Origin of the sequence: Nocardia cyriacigeorgica (genome assembly GCF_010868145.1) — a bacterium.
GTDB lineage: Bacteria > Actinomycetota > Actinomycetes > Mycobacteriales > Mycobacteriaceae > Nocardia > Nocardia cyriacigeorgica_D.
Genome location: NZ_JAAGUY010000036.1, coordinates 1 through 23,626, shown reverse-complemented (window position 1 = coordinate 23,626; position 23,626 = coordinate 1). Strand labels below are relative to the sequence as shown.

Below are 23,626 nucleotides of genomic sequence, written 5' to 3'. Positions count from 1 at the left end.
AGCGGGAGCGGGCGAACCGCAGCCATTCGCCCGCCTCGACCACGAGCAGGCAGGCCATGTGGCCACCGGCGGACGGCTGCTCGGCACCACATCCGCCGGCCATGAGCTTCGGGGTGACACAGTCACGACAACACCTCCGCTGCGTGAGTGGAGGCGGGTACCTCGATCACGGTATCGGCGATGGCGAGCAGGGGTGCACGGTGGGCAACGATGACAACAGTCGCTCCGGCGCGAGCGCGGGCGGTGAGGGCGGCCAGGACGGTGGCCTCGCTCTCGGCGTCGAGGTGAGCGGTGGGCTCGTCGAGCAGCAGGATGGGGCGATCCGCGGCCAGAACGCGAGTCAGCGCCATACGTTGGCGCTGCCCCAACGACAGACCCGCGCCACCTGCGCCGACTCGGGTGTCCCAGCGGTCGGGGAGTTCGTCCAGCACCGCGTCGAAACCGGTTGCCGCGCAGGCAGCCTCGAGTTCGTGCAGTCCTGGCGCGGATTGCGCTGTTGGCGCAGGTTCGGTGATGCGCGCGCCGAGCAGTTCCAGGTTCTCCCGCAGAGTGCCGGGCACCAGCACTGGACGCTGCGGCAGCCACGCCACGCGAGACCACCACCGCGCCGAATCTAGTTCGGAGACAGTGATTCCGTCGACGACGACCATGCCACGGTCCGGCGCGATCAGCCCGAGGACGGCCTGCAGCACCGTCGACTTGCCGCACCCGTTGGGGCCGGTGAGCACCGAGATCGCTCCCGGGCGCAGCACCGCCGACAACCCGTCGGGTGCCATCCCATCTCGCGCGCGGACGGCGAGGTCATGCAGCTCGATGCGCCCGCCGGTTGCTTCGACGCCGCCGGAGTGCGCACCCGTCGCAACCGCTTTCGGCGGATCCAGCACCGCGAACGCCTTGTCCGCCGCAGCCATGCCGTCCTGCGCGGCGTGGAACCGCTCGCCAACGGTGCGCAGCGGCAGATACACCTCCGGCGCCAACACCAGCGCGACGACGCCCGCGTACAGGCTCATTTCGCCGAACACCAGCCGCAGACCGATCGAAACGGCGATCAGCGCGACCGACAGCGTCGCCAGCATCTCCAGCACCATCGAGGACAGGAAGGCGATGCGCAGCGCAGACATGGTGCGGTGGCGGAGCGCGTCGCCGAGTTCCTGGACCCGGCCTGCCATGGTGCGGGGGTTGCTCGGGCGGTCCGCCGATCCGGGGTCGGCCGTGGTCCCGGCGGCAGTCGCAGAACTGTCGCCGCCGTGCGCAGATGGCCGAGTGGCAGCGGTGGCCGCGACCCTCGACGATCCGTCCGCGCCGGTCTCCCTTCCGAGCGCGCGCAATGTCGGCATGCCCGCGAACAGATCGAGCAGCTGGTCCGACAGCCGCGTGGTGGCATCCAGGGTGGCGCGTGCGCGGCCTTCGGTGAGCAGGCCGATGAGGATCATGAAGATCGGGATCAGCGGCAGCGTGATCACCACGATGATTCCGGAGGTCAGATCGTGCACCGCGATGGCCACCAGCACCACCGGCGGCACCAGGACCGCGAGTATCAACGCGGGCAGATACCCGACCAGATAGCCACGCAATCCGGACAATCCAGTACCGACGATCACCGCCAATTCGGTTCTGCGCGACTCCAGTTCCCGCGGCGGCAACTGCGCCCCGGCCTCCAGCACCGACTGCTCGAGCTCGGCGACCACCGACGCACCCGCACGATGGGCCACTCTGGCTTGCGCCCAGATCGCCGCCACCCGGCAGCCGACCGCCAGCCCGAGGACGATCAACTCGACACTCCACGCACTGATCTCGCGCGCACCGGGATCGGTGATCACACCTGCCAGTACCCGCCCGATCATCACCGCGGCGACCACGATGGCGATCGTCGTCAGGACCGAAAGCCCGACGCTCAGTGCCAGATAGCGCCGCGCCGAACGCGCGTACCGCCACAGGCGCGGGTCGATGGGCGGACGGCGGGCCATGACCTACTCCTCGACGGGTTGGGGAGACAGACCGATACCGGGCGGGATGTGGTCAACGGTAATCCGCTTGCGGAACACCCAGTAGGTCCAGCCCTGGTAGATGAGCACGACCGGCGTCACGATGAGCGCCGCCCAGCTCATCACCTTCAGCGTGTACGGCGTGGACGAGGCGTTGTCGACGTTCAGGCTGAACGCGGCGTCGATCGTCGAGGGCAGCACGTCCGGGAACAGCGACCCGAACAACAGCGCCGACGCGGCGGCCACCACGAGAGCGGTGCCGGTGAACGCCCAGCCGTCGCGATGGGCGAACGACGCCGCGGCGGCCACGACCAGGCCGAACACCGCGAGACCGAGCGGGATCCAGGTCCAGTCGGCGCCGTAGGTGAGCTGCGTCCACAGTCCGAATCCGCCGACGACCAGCGCGGTCGGCGCCAGCAGCAACCGGACTATGCGCACCGCGTCGTCACGCACCTCGCCCCCGGTCTTCAGGCTCAGGAACACCGCGCCGTGCAGTGCGAACAGCAGGCCGGTCGTGAGTGCGCCGAGCAGTGCGTACGGGCTGAGCAGCTCGAGGAACGAGCCGGTCATCTGGTGGTCGGCGTCCAGCGGAACGCCGCGGACGATATTGGCGAACACCCAACCCCAGGCCAGCGCCGGAATCCAGGATCCGATGCCGATGCCGAGGTCGCAGCGTGCCCGCCAGACCGGATCGTCGATCTTGCCGCGGTATTCGATGGCGCAGATCCGCAGGATCAACGCGACCAGCAGCAACAGCAGCGGGAAATAGAACCCGGAGAACAGGCTGGCGTACCACTCCGGGAACGCCGCGAACATGGCGCCACCGGCGGTGATCAGCCAGACCTCGTTGCCATCCCACACCGGGCCGATGGTGTTGAGCACGACACGCCTGCGGGTATCGGAACCACGACCGAGCACCGGCATCAGCATGCCGACACCGAAGTCGAAGCCCTCCAGCACGAAGTAGCCGGTGAACAGGACGCCGATCAGAACGAACCAGAATTCTTGCAGATCCATCGTCGGCTCCTAGTAGGCGAACGAAAGCTGTTCGACGGCAGGTTCTTCGGTGCGCGGTGTGCCACCAGGTCCGCCGGTATCGTCCGGGCCGCCCTTGGTGGGCACTGGCGTGGCGGGTTTGTCCGGGCCCTCGATGATGTAGCGACGTTGCAGGTAGAACCACACCACCGCGAGCAAGCCGTACAGGATGGTGAAGGTGATCAGCGAGACCCAGACCGTCGTCGCGGAATGGTTCGATACGCCGTCCTGCACCAGTAGCCGCAGGTTCGGGTCACCGGTCGGGTTGGGTACCACGACCCACGGCTGGCGCCCCATCTCGGTGAACACCCAGCCTGCGCTGTTGGCCAGGAACGGGGTGGGGATGGCGAGCAGGCTCAGCCAGGAGAACCAGCGCTGGTCCGGTACCCGCCCACGCCGGGTCACCCAGAGACCGGCGAAGACCAGCAGCGCGGAACCGCCTGCCAGGCCGATCATGGCGCGGAAGGACCAATAGGTGACGAACAGGTTGGGCCGATAGTCGCCGGGGCCGTACTTCTCGTTGTACGACTCCTGTAGATCGCCGACACCTTCGAGGGTGACGCCGGTGAACTTGCCCTCGGCCAGCCACGGCAGCACATACGGCACCTCGATGACGTGGGTGACGCTGTCGCAGTTGTTGTGCGTGCCGACCGTGAGCACCGAGAAGTCGGGGTCGGTCGCGGTGTGGCACAACGATTCCGCCGACGCCATCTTCATCGGCTGCTGCTCGAACATCAGCTTGCCCTGGACGTCGCCGGTGTAGATCAGCGCGACCCCGGACAGCACGATCACCAGCAGTGATACCCGAGCTGCCGGCCGCCACATGGTTCTGGCATCGGCGAGCTTCCGCTCGTCACCGCTGCGTGCGTTGCGCACCATCCACCAGCCACAGACACCTGCGACGAAGGTGGCCGCGGTGAGGAACGAGCCCGCGACGACATGTGGGAATGCCGCGAGCGCGGTGTTGTTGGTGAGCAGTTCGACGATGCTGGTCAGTTCCGCGCGCCCGGTCTCCGGGTTGTAGCGGGCACCGACCGGATGTTGCATGAACGAATTGGCGGCGATGATGAAGTACGCCGAGGCGTTGACGCCGATGGCGACCATCCAGATGGTGGCCAGATGCAACAGTTTCGGTAGCCGGGACCAGCCGAAGATCCAGAGTCCGATGAAGGTGGACTCCATGAAGAAGGCGACAAGACCCTCCAGCGCCAGCGGAGCGCCGAAGACGTCACCGACGAAGCGGGAGTACTCGCTCCAGTTCATGCCGAACTGGAATTCCTGCACGATGCCGGTGGCGACGCCGAGGGCGAAGTTGATCAGGAACAGCTTCCCGAAGAACTTGGTGAGCCGGTACCAATGCTCCTTGCCGGTGATCACCCATGCGGTCTGCATGCCCGCGATGATCGGCGCTAGGCCGATGGTGAGCGGCACGAACAGGAAGTGGTAGACGGTCGTGATGCCGAACTGCCACCGCGAGACGTCCAAGGCACTCACATCGACCTCCTGGCGATCTACGACGTGTCGTAGTAAAGATTACGCGGCAGGTAAGCCCGGTCAACGTGTCGCGCGACACGACACGCCGACCGCTCGCCAGGAGGCGCGGTCAGTACGTGCGACTCACCAGTCCCCGATGGCTCCGGCCCGTTCGATACCACGCTCGACCAGCCCGATGATTTCCTGCGCATTGTCCGGTGCCGACATGCGCAGCCCGTCCAGCGAATTCACCCTGGCCGCCAGCGTGATACTCGACAGCATCCAGATGCTGTCGCAGGTCAGCAGGTCGGCGGTGTACAGAGATTCGTAGCGGCAGTCGTAGCCCGCCTTCTCCGCTTCGGCGTAGAACGCACGCTGGGTGACACCGGGCAGCACACCGTTCTTCGCGGGCGGAGTGATCAGCTGTTTGTCACGCACGATGACCACGGTGGACCGCGGGCCCTCGAGGACCCGGTTCTCGGTACTGGTGAAGATCACATCGTCGGCACCCATCCGCGCGGCGAAGCGAAGGGCCGCCATATTCGTCGCGTACGACAGGGTTTTCGCGCCGAGCAGCTGCCACGGCGCCGCCTGGGCGAGATCGATCGAGATGCCGCGCGCCAGCGTCACCACCGAGACACCCTCGGTCCTGGCCTTTGCCACCCGTTCCGGAACCCCGACCACCAGTACGAAGGAGGTCGGCACCGGGACCGTTTCCGACAGCTCGCCGGAGGTCACCGAAGCCTTCATGCTGTTGAGGTCGGCATCGCGCCCGCGCGTGAGCACAAGCCGCATCAGCCCCTCACGCTCGGCGCCCCATTCCTTGGCCGCCGTCTCGACCGCCTCGCGCCAGCGACCGAGTTCGGGCTCGGGCAGGTCGAGGGCCTGAGCCGAACGGCGCAGCCGGGCGAGATGGAATTCGAGGGCGCACGCACTGCCTTCGCGCACCAGAATCGTTTCGAAAACGCCATCACCACGCAATGCGCCGATATCGTCGGCAAACAACAACGGCGCGTCCGCATCTCGGACCTCACCGTCGAGTGTTACAAGAACTCGATCCACCATGCGAAGAAGCGTAGGCCACTGCGCCCTGCGGCGGCGGGCTACGGACGCACGAGCCTGAATGGGCGCGCGGGCCGGGGCGCTTCCGGCAGCACTTCGGGGACGCGCCTACAGTGGGTGGCGTGTCCGTGGTCGCCGCACCCAGCCCTGTCCTTGCTGTTCCGGGAGCCGTCGCGGGAGCGCCGGGTACGCCCGACGCCGCTGTCGCGTGGCATTACGGTGATCCCTTCGGTGAACAACGCGCCGCGGCGCAGCGGGTGGCGATCGTGGATCGGTCGCACCGTTTTGTGCTCGCCATCACCGGCGCCGAGCGGCTGAGCTGGCTGCACACCATCACCAGCCAGCATGTGGCCGACCTTGCCGACGGCCATTCCGCCGAGAACCTCGACCTCGACCTCAACGGGCGCGTGCAGCACCATTTCGTGCTCACCGACCTCGACGGCACGGTCTGGATCGACACCGAGGCCGAGCGCGGCCCCGCCCTGCTCGATTTCCTCACCAAGATGGTCTTCTGGGCCGACGCGAAACCGCGTGAGGCCACCGATCACGTGGTGCTGAGCCTGCTCGGCCCGCAGGTCGACACCCTGACCGATGCGCTCGGCATCGAGGCCCTGCCCGGCGTCTACGAGGCAGTACCCCTTCCCGACGGCGGGCTCCTGCGCCGCATGCCGTGGCCGGGCGAGGACTCCTTCGACTTGGTCGTCCCGCGCGAGCGGCTCACCACGTGGTGGACAACCCTCACCGAGGCCGGCGCCGCACCTGCCGGTATGTGGGCCTTCGAGGCGCTGCGCGTGACCGCACTGCGCCCGCGGATCGGGATCGATACCGACGACCGCACCATCCCGCACGAGGCCCGCTGGATCGGCGGCGTCGCCGAACACGGCGCCGTGCACCTGGACAAGGGCTGCTACCGCGGGCAGGAGACCGTCGCTCGGGTGCACAACCTGGGCAAGCCGCCGCGGCAGCTGGTGCTGCTGCACCTGGACGGCTCGGCCGACGACCGCCCGGCACCGGGCGACGCGGTGACCGCGGGCGGCCGTTCGGTCGGCCGGATCGGCACCGTCATCGATCACTACGAGTACGGTCCGATCGCCCTCGCGCTGATCAAACGGGCCGTACCGGCCGACGCCAAGCTGGAGGCAGGGCCGACGGCCGCCGCCATCGACCCGGACTCGGTCGTCGTCGACGACACTCCACAGGCGGGCCGCGTGGCGGTCGATCGGCTCCGTGGCCGCTGAGCACCGGTCCGACGCCGACCGTCCCGGGGAGAGGAGTTCAGCTATGCGCGCCGGTGACACCGGAGAAGTCCTCGCGGTGTGCGTGCTGCACGCCGAACTCGAGGTACCGGGCCGGGTAGGCCGCACGGCCATCGATAAACGCCCGGCGGCGGGTCGGGTTGCTGTCCGTGGGTTGGGCTTGGACGGCGACCACGTCTGCGATACCACCAACCACGGCGGAGTCCACCAGGCCGTTTACGCCTACGCCGACGAGGACGCCAGGGACTGGGCCGCCGAACTCGATCGGGAACTGCCTGCAGGCTGGTTCGGCGAGAATCTGCGGATCTCCGGCCTTCCGGTCAGCGATGCGGTGCTCGGGGCCCGCTGGGCCATCGGTGACACCCTGCTCGAGGTGAGCGCGCCGCGCGTACCGTGCGCCACCTTCCAGCACTGGAGCGGGGAGAAACAGTGGGTCAAGCGATTCGCCTTGCGCGCCAACACCGGCACCTACCTGCGGGTTCTCACCGAAGGCACGATCGGCGCCGGCGATACGGTCGATGTGGTGCACGTACCCGACCACGGCATCACCGTCCGTGATGTGTTCACCGGCGCCGACCCCGTCCGCCTGGAGCTGCTGCTGGCCGCCGAGCCCACCGTTTCCGACGACATCCGGATGCAGATCGACCGCCATCACCGCCGCCGCGCGAACGCCGGACGTGCGGCACAACGGCGCGACGACGGCGACCCACGGAAGGCAGGAGCGCGAGCGTGAGCGTGGAATTGGTCGAGGTCGTCCGTTCCGGATTCCGTGAATGCGTACACCGGGGGTCGGTGGTCGTCCTCGGCGCCGACGGCGAACCCACCTACACCCTCGGCGAGGTCCACGTACCGATCTACCCGCGCTCGACCAATAAGCCGATGCAGGCGGTCACCCTGCTGCGCAACGGGTTCGACCCGGTCGACGACGCCGAACTGGCCATCGCGACAGCCTCGCATTTCGGCGAGCCCGACCATGTCGAGCTGGTGCGGCGGCTGCTTGACCGCTTCGGCTTCGACGAATCGGCCCTCGAGTGCCCACCCGACCTGCCGCTGGACGAACGCGCCCGCGCGATGGTGCTGTGCCACGACCGGCCGCCGAGCGCGGTCTATATGAACTGTTCGGGCAAACATGCGGCGATGCTGGCCACCTGTGCCATCAACGGCTGGCCGACCACGGGATACCTCGACAGCTCCCATCCCCTGCAACGGGCTGTCATCTCGACCGTCATCGACATGACCGGTGAACCCGAAACCGACCTGGGTATCGATGGCTGCGGCCTGCCCATCATCCCGGTCTCGCTGATCAACCTGGCCCGCGCCTTCGCCGCGATGGCGACGGCGGATCCGGGGACGCCCGCTCGCCGGGTCGCCGACGCCATTCGCACCCATCCGCGAGTGATTTCGGGCACCAATGGCCCCGATCTATTGACCATGGGCGCCACCCCTGGCTTGGTCTGCAAAATCGGTGCCGACGGGGTCCATGCGGGCGCACTACCCGACGGAACAGCGTTCGCCTACAAGATCGATGACGGTGCCGATCGAGCCCGGATGCCGCTGACGCTGGCGATTCTGCAACGCATGGGCGTCGAATGGTCCGATGCCCTCGCCGAGTTGGCGGCACCGGCGGTCCTTGGTGGCGGTGCGCGGGTCGGCGTCATCCGCGCGATCCCCGGCGTCCTGTAGTCAGGCGAGCATCGGGCAAACGGCTTCGGTTCGGTAGCTGTTCGACCACTCCTGGAAGCGCGACCGCCGCACACGCGCTAGAGTGTCTGTCAGGAAGAGTATTAATTCGAACGGGGCCGCCACCAATCCCCAGGCCGCCCCGCTGTGACGCGAGGGGGTCAGCCATGGGCCGTGGCCGGGCTAAGGCAAAGCAGACCAAGGTTGCACGCGAGCTGAAGTACAGCTCGCCGTCGACCGACTTCGCGAGCCTTCAGCGCGAGCTGTCGGGTAGCGAGCTCGCGGGTAGCTCCCACTCTCAGCGGAGTGGCGTGTTGTCCGATGAGCACGATGCCGATGAGTCGTTGTCCCGTTGGAACAACGAGGACGACGACTACGACGACTGGCGACGCTGACTCGGTGACAACGCATGAGGGGGAGGCCAGCGGGCCTCCCCTTAAGTCGTTGCCAACCGGTCGCATCGTCCGCTGAGGTTCGCCTGACATCAGGTCTCGACATCACCGTCGAGACCTGATCGAAAGCTCATTCGAGCACTCACCGCGTTCTCTCGACGCTTCGACACCATCCTGCAGCCGCACCTCATATTCGGGCAGCTATGAGCCGCATCGAACAGTCGCTGCTCCCCCGGTCGACCGTCGTCAGCGCATCCGCCCGCCGGCGACCGCAAATGCTCATCCCACCGATGGATTCGCGATGCTCGCTACCCGGGGACACCCACAGCCTCCGGGAACGCGAGAGCCGGCCGACCCGAAGGCCGACCGGCTCCGACAGGGTCCGAATCAGAAGCGCGGGTGATCGCCTACCAGGACCGCGCGCGGTGCGCCCGCATCCTTGGCCTTGGTCACCGTGCCGAGGGTCCAGCATTCGATGTGCCGCGCGGTCAGCACCGCCAGCGCGCGATCGACGTCCTCGGGCGCCACCACGGCCACCATGCCGACGCCCATGTTGAACGTCTTCTCCATCTCGGGCCGCTCCACCCGGCCGCGCTGGGCGATCATCTTGAACACCGGCGCCGGATTCCAGGTACCGCGGTCGATCTCGGCGACCAGGCCCGCGGGCAGCACCCGAGCCAGGTTCGCGGCCAACCCGCCACCGGTGACGTGGGCGAAGGTGCGCACATCGGTCTCGGCGATCAGGGCCAGGCAGTCCTTGGCGTAGATGCGGGTCGGCTCGAGTAGCTCCTCGCCAAGGGTGCGGCCGAACTCCTCGACATGCCCCGTCAGCGACATACGGTCGATATCGAGCAGCACCTTGCGGGCCAGGCTGTAGCCATTGGAGTGCAGACCCGAGGAACCCATGGCGATCACCACGTCACCCGGGCGCACCCGGTCGGGGCCGAGCACCGCGTCGGCCTCGACCACGCCGACACCGGTCGCGGACAGGTCGTAGTCATCGGGATCCATCAGGCCGGGGTGTTCGGCCGTCTCACCGCCGAGCAGGGCGCAGCCGGCGCGCACACACCCGTCGGCGATGCCGGAGACCAGCTCGGCCACCCGCTCCGGGACGACCTTGCCGACGGCGATGTAGTCCTGCAGGAACAGCGGCTCGGCACCGCAGACGACCAGATCGTCGACGACCATCGCGACCAGGTCGAGCCCGACGGTGTCGTGCTTGTCCATCGCCTGCGCGACGGCGATCTTGGTGCCGACGCCGTCGGTGGAGGCAGCCAGCAACGGCTCCCGGTAACCACCCTTCAGCGCGAACAGCCCGGCGAAACCGCCGAGGCCACCCTGGACCTCCGGGCGGCTGGCCTTGCGAGCCAGTGGTGCGAACAACTCGACTGCGCGGTCGCCGGCCTCGATGTCAACACCGGCCGCGGCATACGAGGCTCCGGCACCACTGGGGGTCTGTTCACTCATTTTCGGTGATAGCTCCAAACCGAATCGGCGGATAGATTGCCTGATCACGCTACCGTCGCGCGTCGGCGCGTCGAGTTCAGGGCCTGCTCAACGCGCTCGCGTTGGCGTTCTGGCCGAGCAGCGCGGTCTCGGACTGACCGTTGAGCATGCCCTCGAGCACGTTCTTGCCGATGGCCACCTCGGTGGGCAGCGCGATCGGGTAGTCGCCGTCGAAACAGGCGCAGCACAAGCGAGTACGCGGCTGCTCGGTGGCGGCGATCATGCCCTCGGTGGAGATGTAGCCGAGGCTGTCGGCACCGATGGAGCGACGCACGTTCTCCACCATGTCGTCATAGGTGTCGTCGGAGCCCGTGCCGTTGGCGATCAGTTCGGCCCGCGAGGCGAAGTCGATGCCGTAGAAGCACGGCCACTTCACCGGCGGCGAGGCGATCCGCACGTGGATCTCCAGCGCGCCCGCTTCCCGCAGCATCCGGATCAACGCGCGCTGGGTGTTGCCGCGCACGATCGAATCGTCGACGACGATGAGGCGCTTGCCGCGGATCACCTCACGCAGCGGGTTGAGCTTGAGGCGGATACCGAGCTGACGGATGGTCTGGCTCGGCTGGATGAAGGTGCGGCCCACATAGGCGTTCTTCATCAGGCCCTGCCCGTACGGCACGCCGGAGCCCTGCGCGTAACCGACGGCGGCCGGGGTACCGGATTCGGGCACCGGGATCACCAGATCGGCGTCGACCGGATGCTCCCCCGCCAGTCTGCGGCCGATCTCGACCCGGGTCGCGTGCACCGAGCGACCGGAGATGGTGCTGTCGGGGCGAGCCAGGTAGACGTACTCGAAGACACAGCCCTTTGGCTCGGGAGTGGCGAACCGCAGCGAGCGCACACCGTCGGCGTCGATGGCCAGCAACTCACCCGGTTCGATCTCGCGGACGAACGAGGCGCCGACGATATCGAGCGCCGAGGTCTCGCTGGCGACAACCCAGCCGCGGTCGAGCCTGCCGAGGCACAGCGGACGCACGCCGTGCGGATCGCGAGCCGCGTACAGGGTGTGCTCGTCCATGAAGGTGAGGCAGAAGGCGCCCTTCAGGGTGGGCAGAAGCTTCATCGCGGCCTGCTCGATGCTGGAATCGGCGGCGGCATGGGCCAACAGCGCCGTCATCACATCGGAGTCGGAAGTGGCCGCGACCGGACCGGGACGGCCACCGCGCGGCATGCCGCCGAGTACCCCGAGTTCCCTTGCCCGATCGGCCAATTCGGCCGTGTTCACCAGATTTCCGTTGTGGCCGAGGGCCAACCCGGAACCGACGGCGGTGGTCCGGAAGATGGGCTGGGCATTTTCCCAGGTGGTGGCACCGGTGGTGGAGTAACGACAGTGTCCGACCGCGACATGGCCCGGCATCGCGGCCAGGGTCTGCTCGTCGAACACCTGACTGACCAGGCCGAGGTCTTTGAAGACCAGCACCTGTGATCCATCGGCGACTGCGATGCCCGCGGCCTCCTGGCCACGGTGTTGCAATGCATACAGGCCGTAATACGTGAGTTTGGCCACGTCTTCGCCGGGCGCCCAGACTCCGAAGACACCACACTCCTCGCGTGGTGGATTCTCGTCCTGATCCGCGGGGGCGGGATTGCTGACAACCGGCAGGTCGGCGTTGGTCACCGTGTGCTCCCTGTTCGGGCGGGCTGGGGGCAACGTCATTCTACGGGTGAAACCGCGGCGGCTATCACCACCGCCCCCGAGGACGCAGCCGGGCTCGCCCGTCATCAGCCCGCACATGGCCGCAGCGAACGCGGAGGTACGCGCATCCGTGCAGTTGATCGGTGCGGCGCAGTCCCCGATATCGGGGACTTTCGGCTGTTACCGTGCGAGCCGTGACGACTACGGACAGCGCAGCGGCGAAGGGGTCGGATCGCCGCCTCGGGGTGCGCATATTGCTGCCGATCGGTGTGTTGACCCTGCTCACGGCGTTGCTCGGGGTGATGTACCTCGACTACGTCGCTGATCCGGAAGGCAATCTGCACGACTTCCCCATCGCGCTGGTCAATCAAGATGTCGGTGACGTCACAGGACCGCCCGATGCCACGCAGCATGTGAACTACGGCAAACAGATCGCCGACGCGCTACAGCAGGGCATGCCAGAGGACAAGATCGACCTGCGCGTTGTCGCCATCAGCGAGTCCGAGCGGATGATGCAGAACGGGCAGATCTATGGCGCGATCGTCATCCCGAGCGATTTCAGTAAGCGACTGGGCATTCTCGGCGTCGGCAGCGTCATCCCCGGCGATATCGAACGTCCGATCATCACCTTGCAGACCAATCCGCGCATGGGCGCGTTCGGCACCCAGATCGTGTTGCGGGTCGGCGATCAGGCCCTGACCGAGGTGCGTCAGCAGGTCGGTCAGCAGCTCACCGACCAGGTGAATACGCAGCTGGCGCCGGAGCCGGGCGCGGCACCGAACCCGGAGCCGAGCGGCGCGGCGCGGGTGGCGCTGGAAGATCCGGTGCAGATCGTCTATCAGCAGTACCGCCCGCTGCCCGACGGCACCGGCCAGGGCCTGACCGCCTTTTTCTACGCACTGCTGATTCTGCTGGCTGGCGTGGTCGGAGCGATGATCATCCACACGATGATCGACGCCGCACTCGGTTTCGTCCCCACCGAATACGGCCCCTGGTACGTGCATTTCCCGCCGACGCCGATCTCCCGGTTCAACACCCTGCTCATCAAATGGGGTGTGATGGTGATCGCGGCCAATATCATCTCGGGCGTGTACCTGGGTGTGGCGAAGATCCTCGGCATGCCGATCGACCACCCACTCGGCCTGTACCTCTATGGCGCGCTGGCGGTGACCGCAGTCGGTATGACCGGGCTGTCCATCCTCGCCGCCATCGGTACGGCGGGTCTGCTGGTCAACCTGATCCTGTTCATCATCCTCGGCCTGCCGTCCTCGGGCGGCACCGTCCCGATCGAGGCGACACCGAAGTACTTCCACTGGCTGGCTACTTGGGAGCCGATGCACCAGGTGTTCCTCGGCGTCCGCTCGATCCTGTACTTCGACGGCAGCTTCTCAGCAGGCCTGAGCCGCGGTGTATGGATGGCATTGCTCGGGCTTGCCTTCGCACTCGTGTTCGGCGCGGTGATCACCCGGTACTACGACTACAAGGGGTTGCATCGCGGGAACCGGGTCGCGGAGGCGGCCGGTGCGGGCACATCGTCCGGTGTGGGCGTCTCGGGTGCCGAGTCGGCCGGCGGCGGCACCGGTCCGAACTAAGTAATCTCAGGCCCGTGGTGCGACGTGCGGTGGTGAAACCGGAAGAGATGCGGGCTGCGGTCACCGCGGTACGCGAGTGGCTACTCGATGACGCTGTGCCCGCGCCCGCGCGCGCAGCGTTGGGGGCGGCCGTCAAGATGACGGCACGCACGCTGGCCGAATCGGCGCCGGGGCATTCGGTGGAGGTGCGGGTGCCGCCGTTCGTGGCCGTGCAATGCATCGAGGGGCCGCGGCATACTCGCGGCACGCCGCCCAATGTCGTCGAGACCGACCCGCGCACCTGGTTACTGTTGGCTACCGGCCTGCTGGACTTCGCCGCTGCCCGCGACGCTGGTGTCCTCACCGCATCCGGCAGCCGCGCCGACGAGGTCTCCCGGTGGCTGCCGCTTGTGCGGGTGGACGCTGTCCCCACCGAGTAGATCGCGGCCGGGGCCGACTGATCTCGGCGATCGCGGCATAACGATCGAAGTCGATGCTGCCCGCTGTTCCAGGCCACGCACGTTGTGCCGTCTCAGCGGGAGCGGGCAGCGAACCGTGACGCGAGCACACCGCCCGCGTTGATCGCCCAGTGCAGCAGGGCCGGGGCGGTGGTGCTGTCGGTGTGGCGACGCAACAGCCCGAACAGCGCGCCTGCGGCGGTGGTCACGGCGACGGTGACCGGCACGTTCTCACCTGCGGCGCGGGCGGGCGCGATATGCCAGAGCCCGAAGGTGGTCGCGCCGATCAGCGATCCGACATGGCGGCCGAAGGTGTTGTCCAGCAAGGGGTCGAGGGTGGCGCGGAAGATCAGTTCCTCGCTGTAGACGGTGCCTAGCGGAATATGCACGCCGATCCATTCGCCCGTCGCGACACCGGGAGCCCGGTCTGGACGCTCGGCCAGCGCACGACGCACCGCCGGAACCGCCACCGCCGCACCGTAACCGGCCGCGACGATTCCGGCGCAGCCGAGTCCATACCGCCTTCCCCGCGCCGAAAACCAGTTCGGGTGGGCACCGAACGCCACGGCATAACCGGTGGCAACGCTCGCGTTGACGACTGTCCGCACGCGCATGTCCTCCGGCAGACGCGGCACCAGCCAATTGCTCCACAGCAGCGGTAGACCCACCGCGAGCACGATGCGACCGTTCACTTGATCTGCCGCTCGTACGCCTCGGAGAGCTCGATCTCGTGCCGGATCCGTTCGGCCAGTTCCGGATTCCAGCCCGGAGGAGCGCCGATGGCCGCCCAGCCGTCGAGTACCAGGCTGCCGTACCGGTGCCCGTGCCCGTCGGTGACACCCTGCGCATTGGTGAGATCCGCGGTGACCTGCCAGAACGTCACGAACGGCGCCCACTGCATCCGACCGGAGACGTCGGCGCCGCGCGGCTCGGACAACCAATCCGGTTGCGAGAAGATCAGATCCGCCGACCACCAGACGATGGGGTCGGAGGGATGCTGCAAGTAGACGATGCGCGGATTCCGCCACTCCGGTCCGGGTCGCGCCAGATCGGCCGCGTCGGCGGCGAATCGGACCACCAACCCGTCGGCGTACACCGGTTCCACCTCCAGTGAGCCGGGATCGCGCCGCGCCACGAACTGCTGCCACAACCGATTCGAATTGGGCGGGCCGACCCACAGCGCACCGTCGACCTTTTCCCGCAGATCGGCCAGCCCATCGAAAGCCGCCTCCGAACCCTGCGACCCGAGGCTCTCGCCGTAGACGAACAGCTTCGGCCGTTGGTCCTCCGGCCGCGCGGACCAGTGCTGATAGACGGCATCGAATACCTCGCGGCCCGCGGCCGCGGCTTTGCTCTTGTCCGCGAGGAACGACAGCACGCTGGGCAGATACGAATACTGGGTGGCCACGATGGCGGTGTCGCCGCCGTACATGTACTCGATCGCACCTGCCGCCATCGAATTCACCCAGCCGGTGCCCGTCGTGGTGGTCACCACGATCACCTGCCGGTCGAATGCACCCGCCCGTTCCAGTTCGGCGACCGCGAGTTCGGCCTGGGTTTCGCCGCTCTCAGCGGACTCCAGCCCCACATAGGCCCGGATCGGCTCCTTGGCCGGCGCCCCGGTGACCTCGGCGATCCTGGCGGCATTCGGGCCGTGCGAGACGAACCAGCGGCCTTCGAAACCGAGCGTGTCCCATTTCGCCAGCGACGTCGGGCTACCCGACTTCTCCGGCAGCTGCGGCTGGACCGCGTACTCGGAGGTGTGATCGTTGCGCACGCTGAACGCCGAGTTCGCGACCGCGAAGAACGCCTGCGTGGCAACACCGTTGAACAACGTGACCGCCAGCAGCACCAACACCAGGAAACCGGCCGCGGGCGCCAGCTCGCGTGGCACCCTCACCCAGCGGTAGAGCTGACGAGCCAGGAACAGGATCAGCTCGCGCACCGTCCGATAGACCGCGACGACCAGCACGCCGACCGCGACGCTGAGCAGCCCTGTACGCAGATAGGCAGGCGTGGTCGTGCCTTCCATACCCATCAACGCGGTGATCTCGCGCTGCCAGCGCGCCGATTGCACCAGCATGTACCCGGCGGTGACCGCAGCGGTCAGCAGGACCGCCGACTTCACCCCGTAGCGCACCCAGGTGGGCGGCGCGGGGATCTTGGTCAGCCGCGGGCGCACCCACAGCCGGAACAGCCATTCGAGTACGCAGCCGACGCCGTAGCCGATGGCAGCGTTGATACCACTGATAAGACCCTGGAACATCCAATCGCGCGGCACCAGCGACGGCGTGACCGATAGCGCGAAGAACACCGTCGCGACCACCAGCCCGACGTAGTTCAGATCGATGATCTCCTCGGCACGGTGCACCGCCGCGACGCCGCGCGAGCGCAGCTTCGTGAGGGTGGACGCCGTTTCGAGCACCAAGACAGTATGGCGCCACGCTATGACAACGCAGGAATGCCGCCCTATCCACGGCGCGGCAACTACCCATCGCGCTCGAGTAGTTGTACCCGGTTGCCAACGCCCCCGCCACCGCACACTCGATAACCATGAGCACACCAAACGCACAGCCGAAAACCACCTCGGCCTATATCGCCCAGGCCGCGATCGCGTTCGGCGTCAGCTTGTTCGGGGCGGGCGTCGGAATCTTCTACCTGCCGTTGGATCCGTGGCAGCGCGGATTCCTCGGAATGACCGTGCTGTTCCTGGTCACCAGCACCTTCACCTTGGCGAAGGTCGTCAGGGACAAGCATGAGGCGGATTCCATCCGCGGGCGCATCGACGAGGCCCGGATGGAGAAGCTGATCGCCGAGCACGATCCGTTCAAATCCGTCGCCTGAACCGGTCAAGGGCCGGAGGCGGTGGCGGAGCGTCACCACGCAGGCCCTCCGGGGCAGGCACATCCGATACCGCGTAAACGCCTCACCCCGTGCGGGCCCGGTGATCACGAGGGGTCCGGGTCCGGACGGGGTGAGTGGTGTGTCGTGTTCGGTCCCAGCGGGACTCGGCTCAGACGGCGGCGCCGAACAGCTTGGGCAGGGTGCCCTCGTGCGCTTCGCGCAGTTCACTCAGCGGCACCGAGAACTGGCCCTGCACCTCGATCGAGTCGGCGCCCTGGTCGACCACGCCGATGCGCACCCACGGCAGTTCGCGCGCGGTGCACATGCGGGTGAACCTCGTCTCCTCCGAACGCGGCACGGCGACCAGCACACGGCCGGCCGATTCGGAGAACAGCGCGACGAAAGGGTCGGCATCCTCGGGAAGCAGGATGCGGCAACCGGTCTCGCCGGCCAGCGCCGCCTCGACCACCGCCTGGGCGAGACCGCCCTCGGAAAGGTCGTGAGCGGCGCTGATCATGCCGTCGCGGGAACCGGCGGTCAACACCTCCGACAGCAGTCGCTCCCTGGCGAAGTCGACCTTGGGCGGGACACCACCGAGGTGATCGTGGGCGACCTGCGACCAGATCGAACCACCGAACTCGTCGCGGGTGTCGCCGAGCAGGATCAGCGTCTCGCCGGGTTCGAGTCCGAGGCCGGTCGGGATGCGGCGGTGCACATCGTCGATGACACCGAGCACACCGACCACAGGCGTCGGCAGAATGGCGTCCTTGCCGGTCTGGTTGTAGAAGCTGACGTTGCCGCCGGTGACCGGGATGCCCAGTTCCACACAGCCGTCGGCCAGACCGCGTACCGCCTGCTGGAACTGCCACATCACGCCCGGATCCTCCGGCGAACCGAAGTTCAGGCAGTTGGTGACGGCCTTCGGGGTGGCACCGGTGGTGGCCACGTTGCGGTAGGCCTCGGCCAGCGCGAGCTGCGCGCCGGTGTAGGGGTCGAGCTTGGTGTAGCGGCCGGAGGCGTCGGTGGCCAGCGCGATACCGCGACCGGTCTCCTCGTCGATCCGGATGACACCGGCGTCGGCGTGTTCGGCGAGCACTGTGTTGCCGCGCACGTAGCGGTCGTACTGCTCGGTGATCCACTTGCGGCTGCACAGCTGCGGGCTCGACACCATCTGCAGCAGGGTGGCGCGCAGTTCGTCGGCGGTCTTGGGCCGGGTCAGGGTGTCGGGAGTGTCGGCGATCAGCGCGTCCTGGGTGTCCGGACGCTGCACCGGACGCTCGTAGACCGGGCCTTCATGGGCGACGGTGCGCGGCGGCACGTCGACCACGGTCTCACCGTTCCAGGTGACGACCAGGCGCTCACCATCGGTGACCTCACCGATCACGGTGGCCAGCACATCCCACTTGCGGCATACGGCCATGAACGCGTCCACGTTCTCCGGCGTCACCACCGCGCACATGCGTTCCTGGGATTCGCTGGACAGCACCTCGGCCGGGGTCATATCGGCCGCGCGCAGCGGAACCTTGTCGAGCTCGATGTGCATACCGCCGTCGCCGGCGGCCGCGAGCTCGGAGGTAGCGCAGGACAGCCCGGCGCCGCCGAGGTCCTGGATGCCGACGACCAGCTTGGCGGCGTACAGCTCGAGACAGCACTCGATGAGCACCTTCTCGGTGAACGGGTCACCGACCTGCACGCTCGGCAGCTTCTTGCGGCCGGCACCGGACTCGTCGCCGGAGAAGGTATCCGAGGCCAGCACGGAGACGCCGCCGATGCCGTCGAGGCCGGTCCTGGCACCGAACAGGATTATCTTGTTGCCGGTGCCGGACGCGAAGGCCAGATGCAGGTCCTCCACCCGCATCACGCCCGCGCAGAGCGCGTTCACCAGCGGATTGCCCTGGTAGGAGGCGTCGAAGACGGTCTCGCCGCCGATATTCGGCAGACCGAGCGAGTTGCCGTAGCCGCCGACACCGCGCACCACACCGTCGACCACGCGACGGGTGTCGGTGGCGTCCGCGGCGCCGAAGCGCAGCTGATCCATCACCGCGATCGGGCGCGCGCCCATCGCCATGATGTCGCGCACGATGCCGCCGACGCCGGTCGCGGCGCCCTGGTACGGCTCGACGTAGGACGGGTGATTGTGGCTTTCCACCTTGAAGGTGACCGCCCAGCCGTCACCGACGTCGACCACGCCCGCGTTCTCGCCGATACCGGCGAGCATGGAGGCGCGCATCTCCTCGGTGGTGGTCTGGCCGAAGTAGCGCAGATGCACCTTCGACGACTTGTAGGAGCAGTGCTCGCTCCACATCACCGAGTACATCGCCAGTTCGGCGTCGGTCGGCCTGCGACCGAGGATCTCCTTGATCCGGGCGTATTCGTCATCCTTGAGCCCGAGCTCGAGGTACGGCTGCGGAGTGTCCGGAGTGGCTGCTGCGGTTGCGACCGTGTCGACCTGCGGAGTCACGGGATTACCAGGGTCCTTTCGGCCAGGCATGCGGAGACAATCCAGACGACTGCCGCTGCGATGCGCCGAGTTGCTGAATTGCCGCGAGATACGCCTGCGAGTCTACTGCCGGGGCAAACGCGACTACTGCCGGGGCAAACCCGGCCTACCCCGGGGCATAGGGGTACCCGCTAATCTGTCCCGGTGAACGATCGATCGGGGGTTGCGGAACCGGCCGAGCAGCCCGTCGCCACCGCTGACGCACGCCCCGGTTCGAACGGCGACGTCGTAGCGCCCGAGAACGAGGTAGCGCCCGGCACAAGTGCGGCACTCACGGCCACCGGCGGCCTGTCGTCACGCCAGATGCGTTGGCTGGCCGGTGCGATCGCACTGTTCTTGATCTACGCGATCATCGCCCCCCTGGTCCACTGGTGGGACGGCTACATCGATCTGCAGGTCTACCGCAACGGCGCGCGAGTCTGGCTCGACGACGGTGACCTGTACGGCCCCATGCCCAAGGTGTTCGGCATCGGACTGCCGTTCACCTATCCCCCGCTGGCGGCGCTGTTCTTCGCCCCGCTCGCGCTCATGCCGCTCGGCGTGGCCGAGATCGTGGTGTTGACCACGTCGGTGCTGAGTCTGGGCATCACCTTGTGGTTGGTGCTGGCGCGGATCCGTCCCGAACTGGACCGGATGAGCGCACTGACCGTCGTCATCGCCGCGGTCGCGCTGGCAGGGTTCCTCGAGCCGGTGCGTCAGACCTACTCCTTCGGCCAGGTGAACCTGGTCCTGATGGCAGCGGTCGCACTGGACTGCCTGGTACGCAAGCCCTTCTGGCCGCGCGGCATGCTCATCGGCATCGCGGTATCGGTGAAGCTGATCCCGGCCGGGTATCTGCTGTATTTCCTGCTGCGCAAGGATTGGAAGGCTGCCGGCACGCTCGTCGTCTCCGCGATCGGCGCGGTCGGGCTCGGGTTCCTGATCTTCCCGGGCGATTCGGTGGAGTACTGGTTCCACACCCTCGCCGATACCGGCCGCATCGGCCCGCCCTACTACGCGGGCAACCAATCATTGAAGGGCCTCGCGTTCCGGCTCGGCGTGTCCGATTCGCTGGCGACGGCGATCTGGATCTCGTTGTCGCTGGTCGCGATCGGCCTCGCCGCGCTGTGGATGCGCAGGCTCATCGAGGCCGGTGCGTCGGTGGCCGCACTCATGGTGAACGCGGCCGCCATCCTGCTGGTGTCGCCGGTGTCGTGGTCGCACCACTGGGTGTGGGTAGCGCCCGCCCTGCTCCTGACCGCCGACGCCATCGCCCGCGGTCGACGCAATCCCCTGCTGATCGGCGCGGTCGCTGCGATGACGGTGATGTTCCTGATCGGCCCGCACTGGCTGCTGCCCCACGAAGCCGATCGCGAACTCGACTGGGCGTGGTGGCAGCAGATCATCGGCAGCGGCTACGTGATCACCACGTTCGCGGTGTTCGTGGTCGCGGTACTGACCTATCGGCCCGCGGTCTCCGGAGTCAAGAAGGCGGCCAGCGCCGCGGCGTAGGACCCCACGTCGGCGGCACCCATCAGTTCGCGGGCCGAATGCATGGCCAGCTGCGGCGCGCCGACGTCGACGGTGGGCATGCCGGTGCGGGCGGCCGTCATCGGGCCGATGGTGGATCCGCACGGCAGATCGGCGCGGTGCACATAACGCTGCAACGGCACCCCCGCCTGACCGCAGGCCAGCGCGAAGGCGCCCGCGCCGGTGGCGTCGGTGGCGTAGCGCAGGTTCTGATTCACCTTGAGCACCGGGCCGCCGTTGATCTCGATGCGGTGAGCCGGCTCGTGCCGGTCCGGATAGTTCGGATGGGTCGCGTGTGCCATATCACCGGAGGCACAGATGGAACCGGCCAGCGCCGCCAGGTACTCGGACCGGCCACCGCCGCGGGTCAGCACGATTCGCTCCAGCACCGTCGCCAGCAGATCAGATTGGGCGCCGCGGTCGGACTGGCTGCCGACCTCCTCGTGATCGAACATGGCCAGCACCGGTACCGCCGCGCCGGGGGTGTCGATCGCGGCCAGGAAAGCGCGCAGGCCCGCGTAGCAGGTGCCCTGATTGTCCAGGCGGGGAGCGCTGACCAGATCGCGGTCGCGGCCGACCAACCGGCTCGGGTCCAGATCGTGGGTCATCAGCTCCCAGCCGAGCACAGCGTCCGGATCCAGGCCCGCATGCTCGGCGACGTAGGCGATGAACGAACGCGGTTCGGAGCCGACGCCCCAGATGGCGTTCACATGCCGCTGCGGGTCGAGGGTCACCCCGCGCCGGTCCTCGGACAGGTGAATCGCGAGCTGCGGCACCCGCAGGATCGGCTCGTTGATGCGGACCAGCCGCTCTCCTACGGTGTTGCCCTCGCGCACGCTCAACCGACCGGACAAGCCGAGTTCACGATCGAGCCAGGAATTCAGCCAGGCGCCGCCGTACGGTTCCAGGCCGACCAACTGCCAGCCCGCGGCACTCAGATCCGGATGCTGTTTGACCCGCAGATTGGGGCTGTCGGTGTGCGCGCCGACCACCCGGAACGGCGCCGCCGCCTCCGGATCATGATCGGCCCACGCCACCAGCGAGCCGCCACGCACCACGTAATGCCGTCCACGGCCATCGGTCGGCCACACCGATGTCTCGTCCAGCCGGGTGAACCCGTGCTCGTCGAGATCCTGTGCGACCGTATGGCACACGTGGAACGGTGACGGCGACTCATCGATGAAGGCACACAGCCCGGCGGCCGAGGCCGCGGTGGAGGAAACCGGCATACCGCGATCCTATGCAGGGTCGGGGAGCCGTGCCGAGCCTCAGGCGCTGACGAGCGTGTCCAGCACCGATAGGAACAGGCCGAGACCGTCATCACTCGGGCCGGTGAGCGGCTCGGTGGCGTGCTCGGGGTGCGGCATCAGTCCGACGACGCGGCGGTTGGCCGAGGTGATGCCCGCGATACCGCGCTGCGAACCGTTCGGGTTGTCGCCCGCATAGCGGAACACCACGCGGCCCTCACCCTCGAGCTCGTCGAGCACGGCCTCGGAGGCCTGGAAGCGACCCTCACCGGACTTCAACGGCACCAGGATCTGCGCGCCCGGCTCGTAGCGGGAGGTCCAGGCGGTGTCCACGGCCTCCACGCGCAGCCATTCGTCACGGCAGATGAAGTGCAGGCCCTCGTTGCGGGTGAGCGCACCCGGCAGCAGACCGGCCTCGCACAGCACCTGGAAGCCGTTGCAGATACCGAGCACCGGCATACCGTTCTCCGCGGCGCGGACGACCTCACCCATGACGGGCGCGAACCGGGCGATGGCGCCCGCTCGCAGGTAGTCGCCGTAGGAGAACCCACCGGGCACGATGACGGCGTCGACCTGCTTCAGATCGGCGTCGGCGTGCCACAGGTCGATCGCCTCGGCACCTGCCAGGCGGACCGCGCGGGCGGCATCCACATCATCGAGCGTGCCGGGAAAGGTGATGACCCCGATGCGCGATGTCATGAGACGCGGACCACCTTCCACTCCTCGATGACGGTGTTGGCAAGCAGCGATTCCGCGATCTGCGCGAGTTCGTCGTCGCTGACGTCATCGCCGACCTCGAGTTCGAATCGCTTGCCCTGCCGGACGTCCGAGACTCCCTGGAATCCCAGGCGCGGAAGTGCACCGACAATGGCCTGACCCTGCGGATCCAGGATCTCGGCCTTCGGCATCACCTCGACAACGACTCGTGCCACGCGTTGCTCCTCGAGTGGTGGTTGGGGTTACCTGAACAGCGTAGTTGTAGGGCACGACCGGCGCGGTAGCGGGTTGGCTGTGCGACGCCCACTGTGCCGAGGCCCACAGTGCGCTTAGTGTGGCCGTATGCGCATAGCCCACTTTGGTCATTCCTGCATCCTCGTGGAGCTGCACGGCAGAAAGATCCTGTTCGATCCCGGCACCTTCGCACACGGCTTCGAAGGCATCACCGGCCTCGACGCGATCGCCGTGACCCATCAGCATCCCGATCACATCGACCCGAATCGGATCGAAGCGCTCATCGCGGCCAACCCGCAGGCCCGGCTGTTCAGCGATCCACAGACGGCCGATCAGCGCGGTGGCTCGTGGGAGGCGGTGCATGCGGGCAATGTCATCGACCTCGACGGCCTGCGCATCACCGGCGGCGGCGGACGCCACGCCGTCATCCACCCCGACATCCCCGTCATCGACAACACCGTCTTCCAGCTCGGCACCCCCGACGACCCCGCCCAGCTGGTACACCCCGGCGACTCCCTGTG

Annotated in this window: 21 protein-coding genes; 9 read left to right on the top strand and 12 right to left on the bottom strand. The window is 67.7% G+C overall.

The features are described from left to right. Positions 1 to 122: 122 nt before the first annotated feature. From GV792_RS26595 to GV792_RS26580, 4 genes are all read right to left on the bottom strand, one after another. Positions 123 to 1,967: an ABC transporter ATP-binding protein/permease gene (locus GV792_RS26595; RefSeq protein WP_163827648.1), complete on the bottom strand. Its 1,845-nt coding sequence runs from the start codon at positions 1,965 to 1,967 to the stop codon at positions 123 to 125. 3 nt (positions 1,968 to 1,970) lie between these two features. Further along, on the bottom strand, positions 1,971 to 3,002 hold the full coding sequence (cydB, locus tag GV792_RS26590; RefSeq protein WP_163827646.1) for a cytochrome d ubiquinol oxidase subunit II: 1,032 nt from the start codon (positions 3,000 to 3,002) through the stop codon (positions 1,971 to 1,973). Between the two features lie 9 nt (positions 3,003 to 3,011). Further along, positions 3,012 to 4,514, bottom strand: coding sequence for a cytochrome ubiquinol oxidase subunit I (locus tag GV792_RS26585; RefSeq protein WP_163827644.1), 1,503 nt, complete (start codon positions 4,512 to 4,514; stop codon positions 3,012 to 3,014). A gap of 123 nt (positions 4,515 to 4,637) precedes the next feature. Then, positions 4,638 to 5,558 (bottom strand): aminodeoxychorismate lyase, encoded by a 921-nt coding sequence (locus GV792_RS26580; protein WP_163827642.1) that lies wholly within the window; start codon positions 5,556 to 5,558, stop codon positions 4,638 to 4,640. Between the two features lie 119 nt (positions 5,559 to 5,677). Here GV792_RS26580 and ygfZ point away from each other — a divergent pair, with 119 nt between their 5' ends. The 4 genes from ygfZ to GV792_RS26560 all read left to right on the top strand — a co-directional run bounded on the left by ygfZ (position 5,678) and on the right by GV792_RS26560 (position 8,886). Beyond that, positions 5,678 to 6,793, top strand: a complete 1,116-nt coding sequence (gene ygfZ / locus GV792_RS26575) for a CAF17-like 4Fe-4S cluster assembly/insertion protein YgfZ (protein WP_163827640.1) — start codon at positions 5,678 to 5,680, stop codon at positions 6,791 to 6,793. Positions 6,794 to 6,836: 43 nt separating this feature from the next. Then, a complete protein-coding gene (locus tag GV792_RS26570) occupies positions 6,837 to 7,544 on the top strand; it encodes an MOSC domain-containing protein (RefSeq protein WP_163827638.1) in 708 nt (235 codons plus the stop codon). Next, on the top strand, positions 7,541 to 8,494 hold the full coding sequence (locus tag GV792_RS26565; RefSeq protein ID WP_163827636.1) for an asparaginase: 954 nt from the start codon (positions 7,541 to 7,543) through the stop codon (positions 8,492 to 8,494). Before GV792_RS26570 ends, GV792_RS26565 begins: the two co-directional genes overlap by 4 nt. A gap of 164 nt (positions 8,495 to 8,658) precedes the next feature. After that, the gene (locus GV792_RS26560; RefSeq protein WP_163827634.1) at positions 8,659 to 8,886 is read left to right on the top strand and encodes a DUF3073 domain-containing protein; all 228 of its coding nucleotides are present in this window, start codon (positions 8,659 to 8,661) and stop codon (positions 8,884 to 8,886) included. A 384-nt stretch (positions 8,887 to 9,270) separates the two neighbouring features. On the opposite strand, the gene purM is transcribed toward GV792_RS26560, so the two are convergent. Further along, a complete protein-coding gene (gene purM / locus GV792_RS26555) occupies positions 9,271 to 10,350 on the bottom strand; it encodes a phosphoribosylformylglycinamidine cyclo-ligase (RefSeq protein WP_163827632.1) in 1,080 nt (359 codons plus the stop codon). A gap of 76 nt (positions 10,351 to 10,426) precedes the next feature. Then, positions 10,427 to 12,007 carry an amidophosphoribosyltransferase gene (gene purF / locus GV792_RS26550; protein WP_163827630.1) on the bottom strand — a complete coding sequence of 527 codons (1,581 nt, stop codon included), beginning with the start codon at positions 12,005 to 12,007 and terminating at the stop codon, positions 10,427 to 10,429. A 212-nt stretch (positions 12,008 to 12,219) separates the two neighbouring features. Between purF and GV792_RS26545 the strand changes: the two genes are divergently transcribed. Together GV792_RS26545 and GV792_RS26540 are read left to right on the top strand one after the other, a co-directional pair. Then, entirely contained in the window at positions 12,220 to 13,617 is a 1,398-nt protein-coding gene (locus GV792_RS26545) for a DUF3533 domain-containing protein (RefSeq protein ID WP_309138647.1), read from the top strand. A 47-nt stretch (positions 13,618 to 13,664) separates the two neighbouring features. Then, entirely contained in the window at positions 13,665 to 14,036 is a 372-nt protein-coding gene (locus tag GV792_RS26540) for a sterol carrier family protein (RefSeq protein ID WP_163827684.1), read from the top strand. Between the two features lie 92 nt (positions 14,037 to 14,128). On the opposite strand, the gene GV792_RS26535 is transcribed toward GV792_RS26540, so the two are convergent. Then, positions 14,129 to 14,746, bottom strand: coding sequence for a CPBP family intramembrane glutamic endopeptidase (locus GV792_RS26535; RefSeq protein WP_163827628.1), 618 nt, complete (start codon positions 14,744 to 14,746; stop codon positions 14,129 to 14,131). After that, positions 14,743 to 16,482 (bottom strand): alpha/beta hydrolase, encoded by a 1,740-nt coding sequence (locus GV792_RS26530; RefSeq protein ID WP_163827626.1) that lies wholly within the window; start codon positions 16,480 to 16,482, stop codon positions 14,743 to 14,745. The genes GV792_RS26535 and GV792_RS26530 overlap by 4 nt, the downstream gene beginning before the upstream one ends. A gap of 125 nt (positions 16,483 to 16,607) precedes the next feature. Between GV792_RS26530 and GV792_RS26525 the strand changes: the two genes are divergently transcribed. Then, positions 16,608 to 16,898: a YiaA/YiaB family inner membrane protein gene (locus GV792_RS26525; RefSeq protein WP_163827624.1), complete on the top strand. Its 291-nt coding sequence runs from the start codon at positions 16,608 to 16,610 to the stop codon at positions 16,896 to 16,898. A 169-nt stretch (positions 16,899 to 17,067) separates the two neighbouring features. Here the strand turns inward: GV792_RS26525 and purL are convergent, their stop codons facing one another. After that, on the bottom strand, positions 17,068 to 19,389 hold the full coding sequence (gene purL / locus GV792_RS26520; protein WP_175583161.1) for a phosphoribosylformylglycinamidine synthase subunit PurL: 2,322 nt from the start codon (positions 19,387 to 19,389) through the stop codon (positions 17,068 to 17,070). A gap of 153 nt (positions 19,390 to 19,542) precedes the next feature. Between purL and GV792_RS26515 the strand changes: the two genes are divergently transcribed. Then, positions 19,543 to 20,889 carry a glycosyltransferase 87 family protein gene (locus GV792_RS26515; protein ID WP_309138646.1) on the top strand — a complete coding sequence of 449 codons (1,347 nt, stop codon included), beginning with the start codon at positions 19,543 to 19,545 and terminating at the stop codon, positions 20,887 to 20,889. On the opposite strand, the gene GV792_RS26510 is transcribed toward GV792_RS26515, so the two are convergent. The 3 genes from GV792_RS26510 to purS are packed head-to-tail and all read right to left on the bottom strand — an operon-like array spanning position 20,838 to position 23,086. After that, a complete protein-coding gene (locus GV792_RS26510; protein WP_163827620.1) occupies positions 20,838 to 22,136 on the bottom strand; it encodes a M18 family aminopeptidase in 1,299 nt (432 codons plus the stop codon). The two genes, GV792_RS26515 and GV792_RS26510, sit on opposite strands and share 52 nt — an antisense overlap. Positions 22,137 to 22,175: 39 nt before the next feature. Beyond that, positions 22,176 to 22,853 carry a phosphoribosylformylglycinamidine synthase subunit PurQ gene (gene purQ / locus GV792_RS26505; protein ID WP_163827618.1) on the bottom strand — a complete coding sequence of 226 codons (678 nt, stop codon included), beginning with the start codon at positions 22,851 to 22,853 and terminating at the stop codon, positions 22,176 to 22,178. After that, the gene (gene purS / locus GV792_RS26500; protein WP_036532785.1) at positions 22,850 to 23,086 is read right to left on the bottom strand and encodes a phosphoribosylformylglycinamidine synthase subunit PurS; all 237 of its coding nucleotides are present in this window, start codon (positions 23,084 to 23,086) and stop codon (positions 22,850 to 22,852) included. The genes purQ and purS overlap by 4 nt, the downstream gene beginning before the upstream one ends. Before the next feature lie 127 nt (positions 23,087 to 23,213). On the opposite strand from purS, the gene GV792_RS26495 reads away from it, so the two are divergent. Further along, positions 23,214 to 23,626, top strand: a 413-nt coding sequence (locus tag GV792_RS26495) for an MBL fold metallo-hydrolase (RefSeq protein WP_163827616.1), incomplete at its 3' end; no start/stop codon positions are given.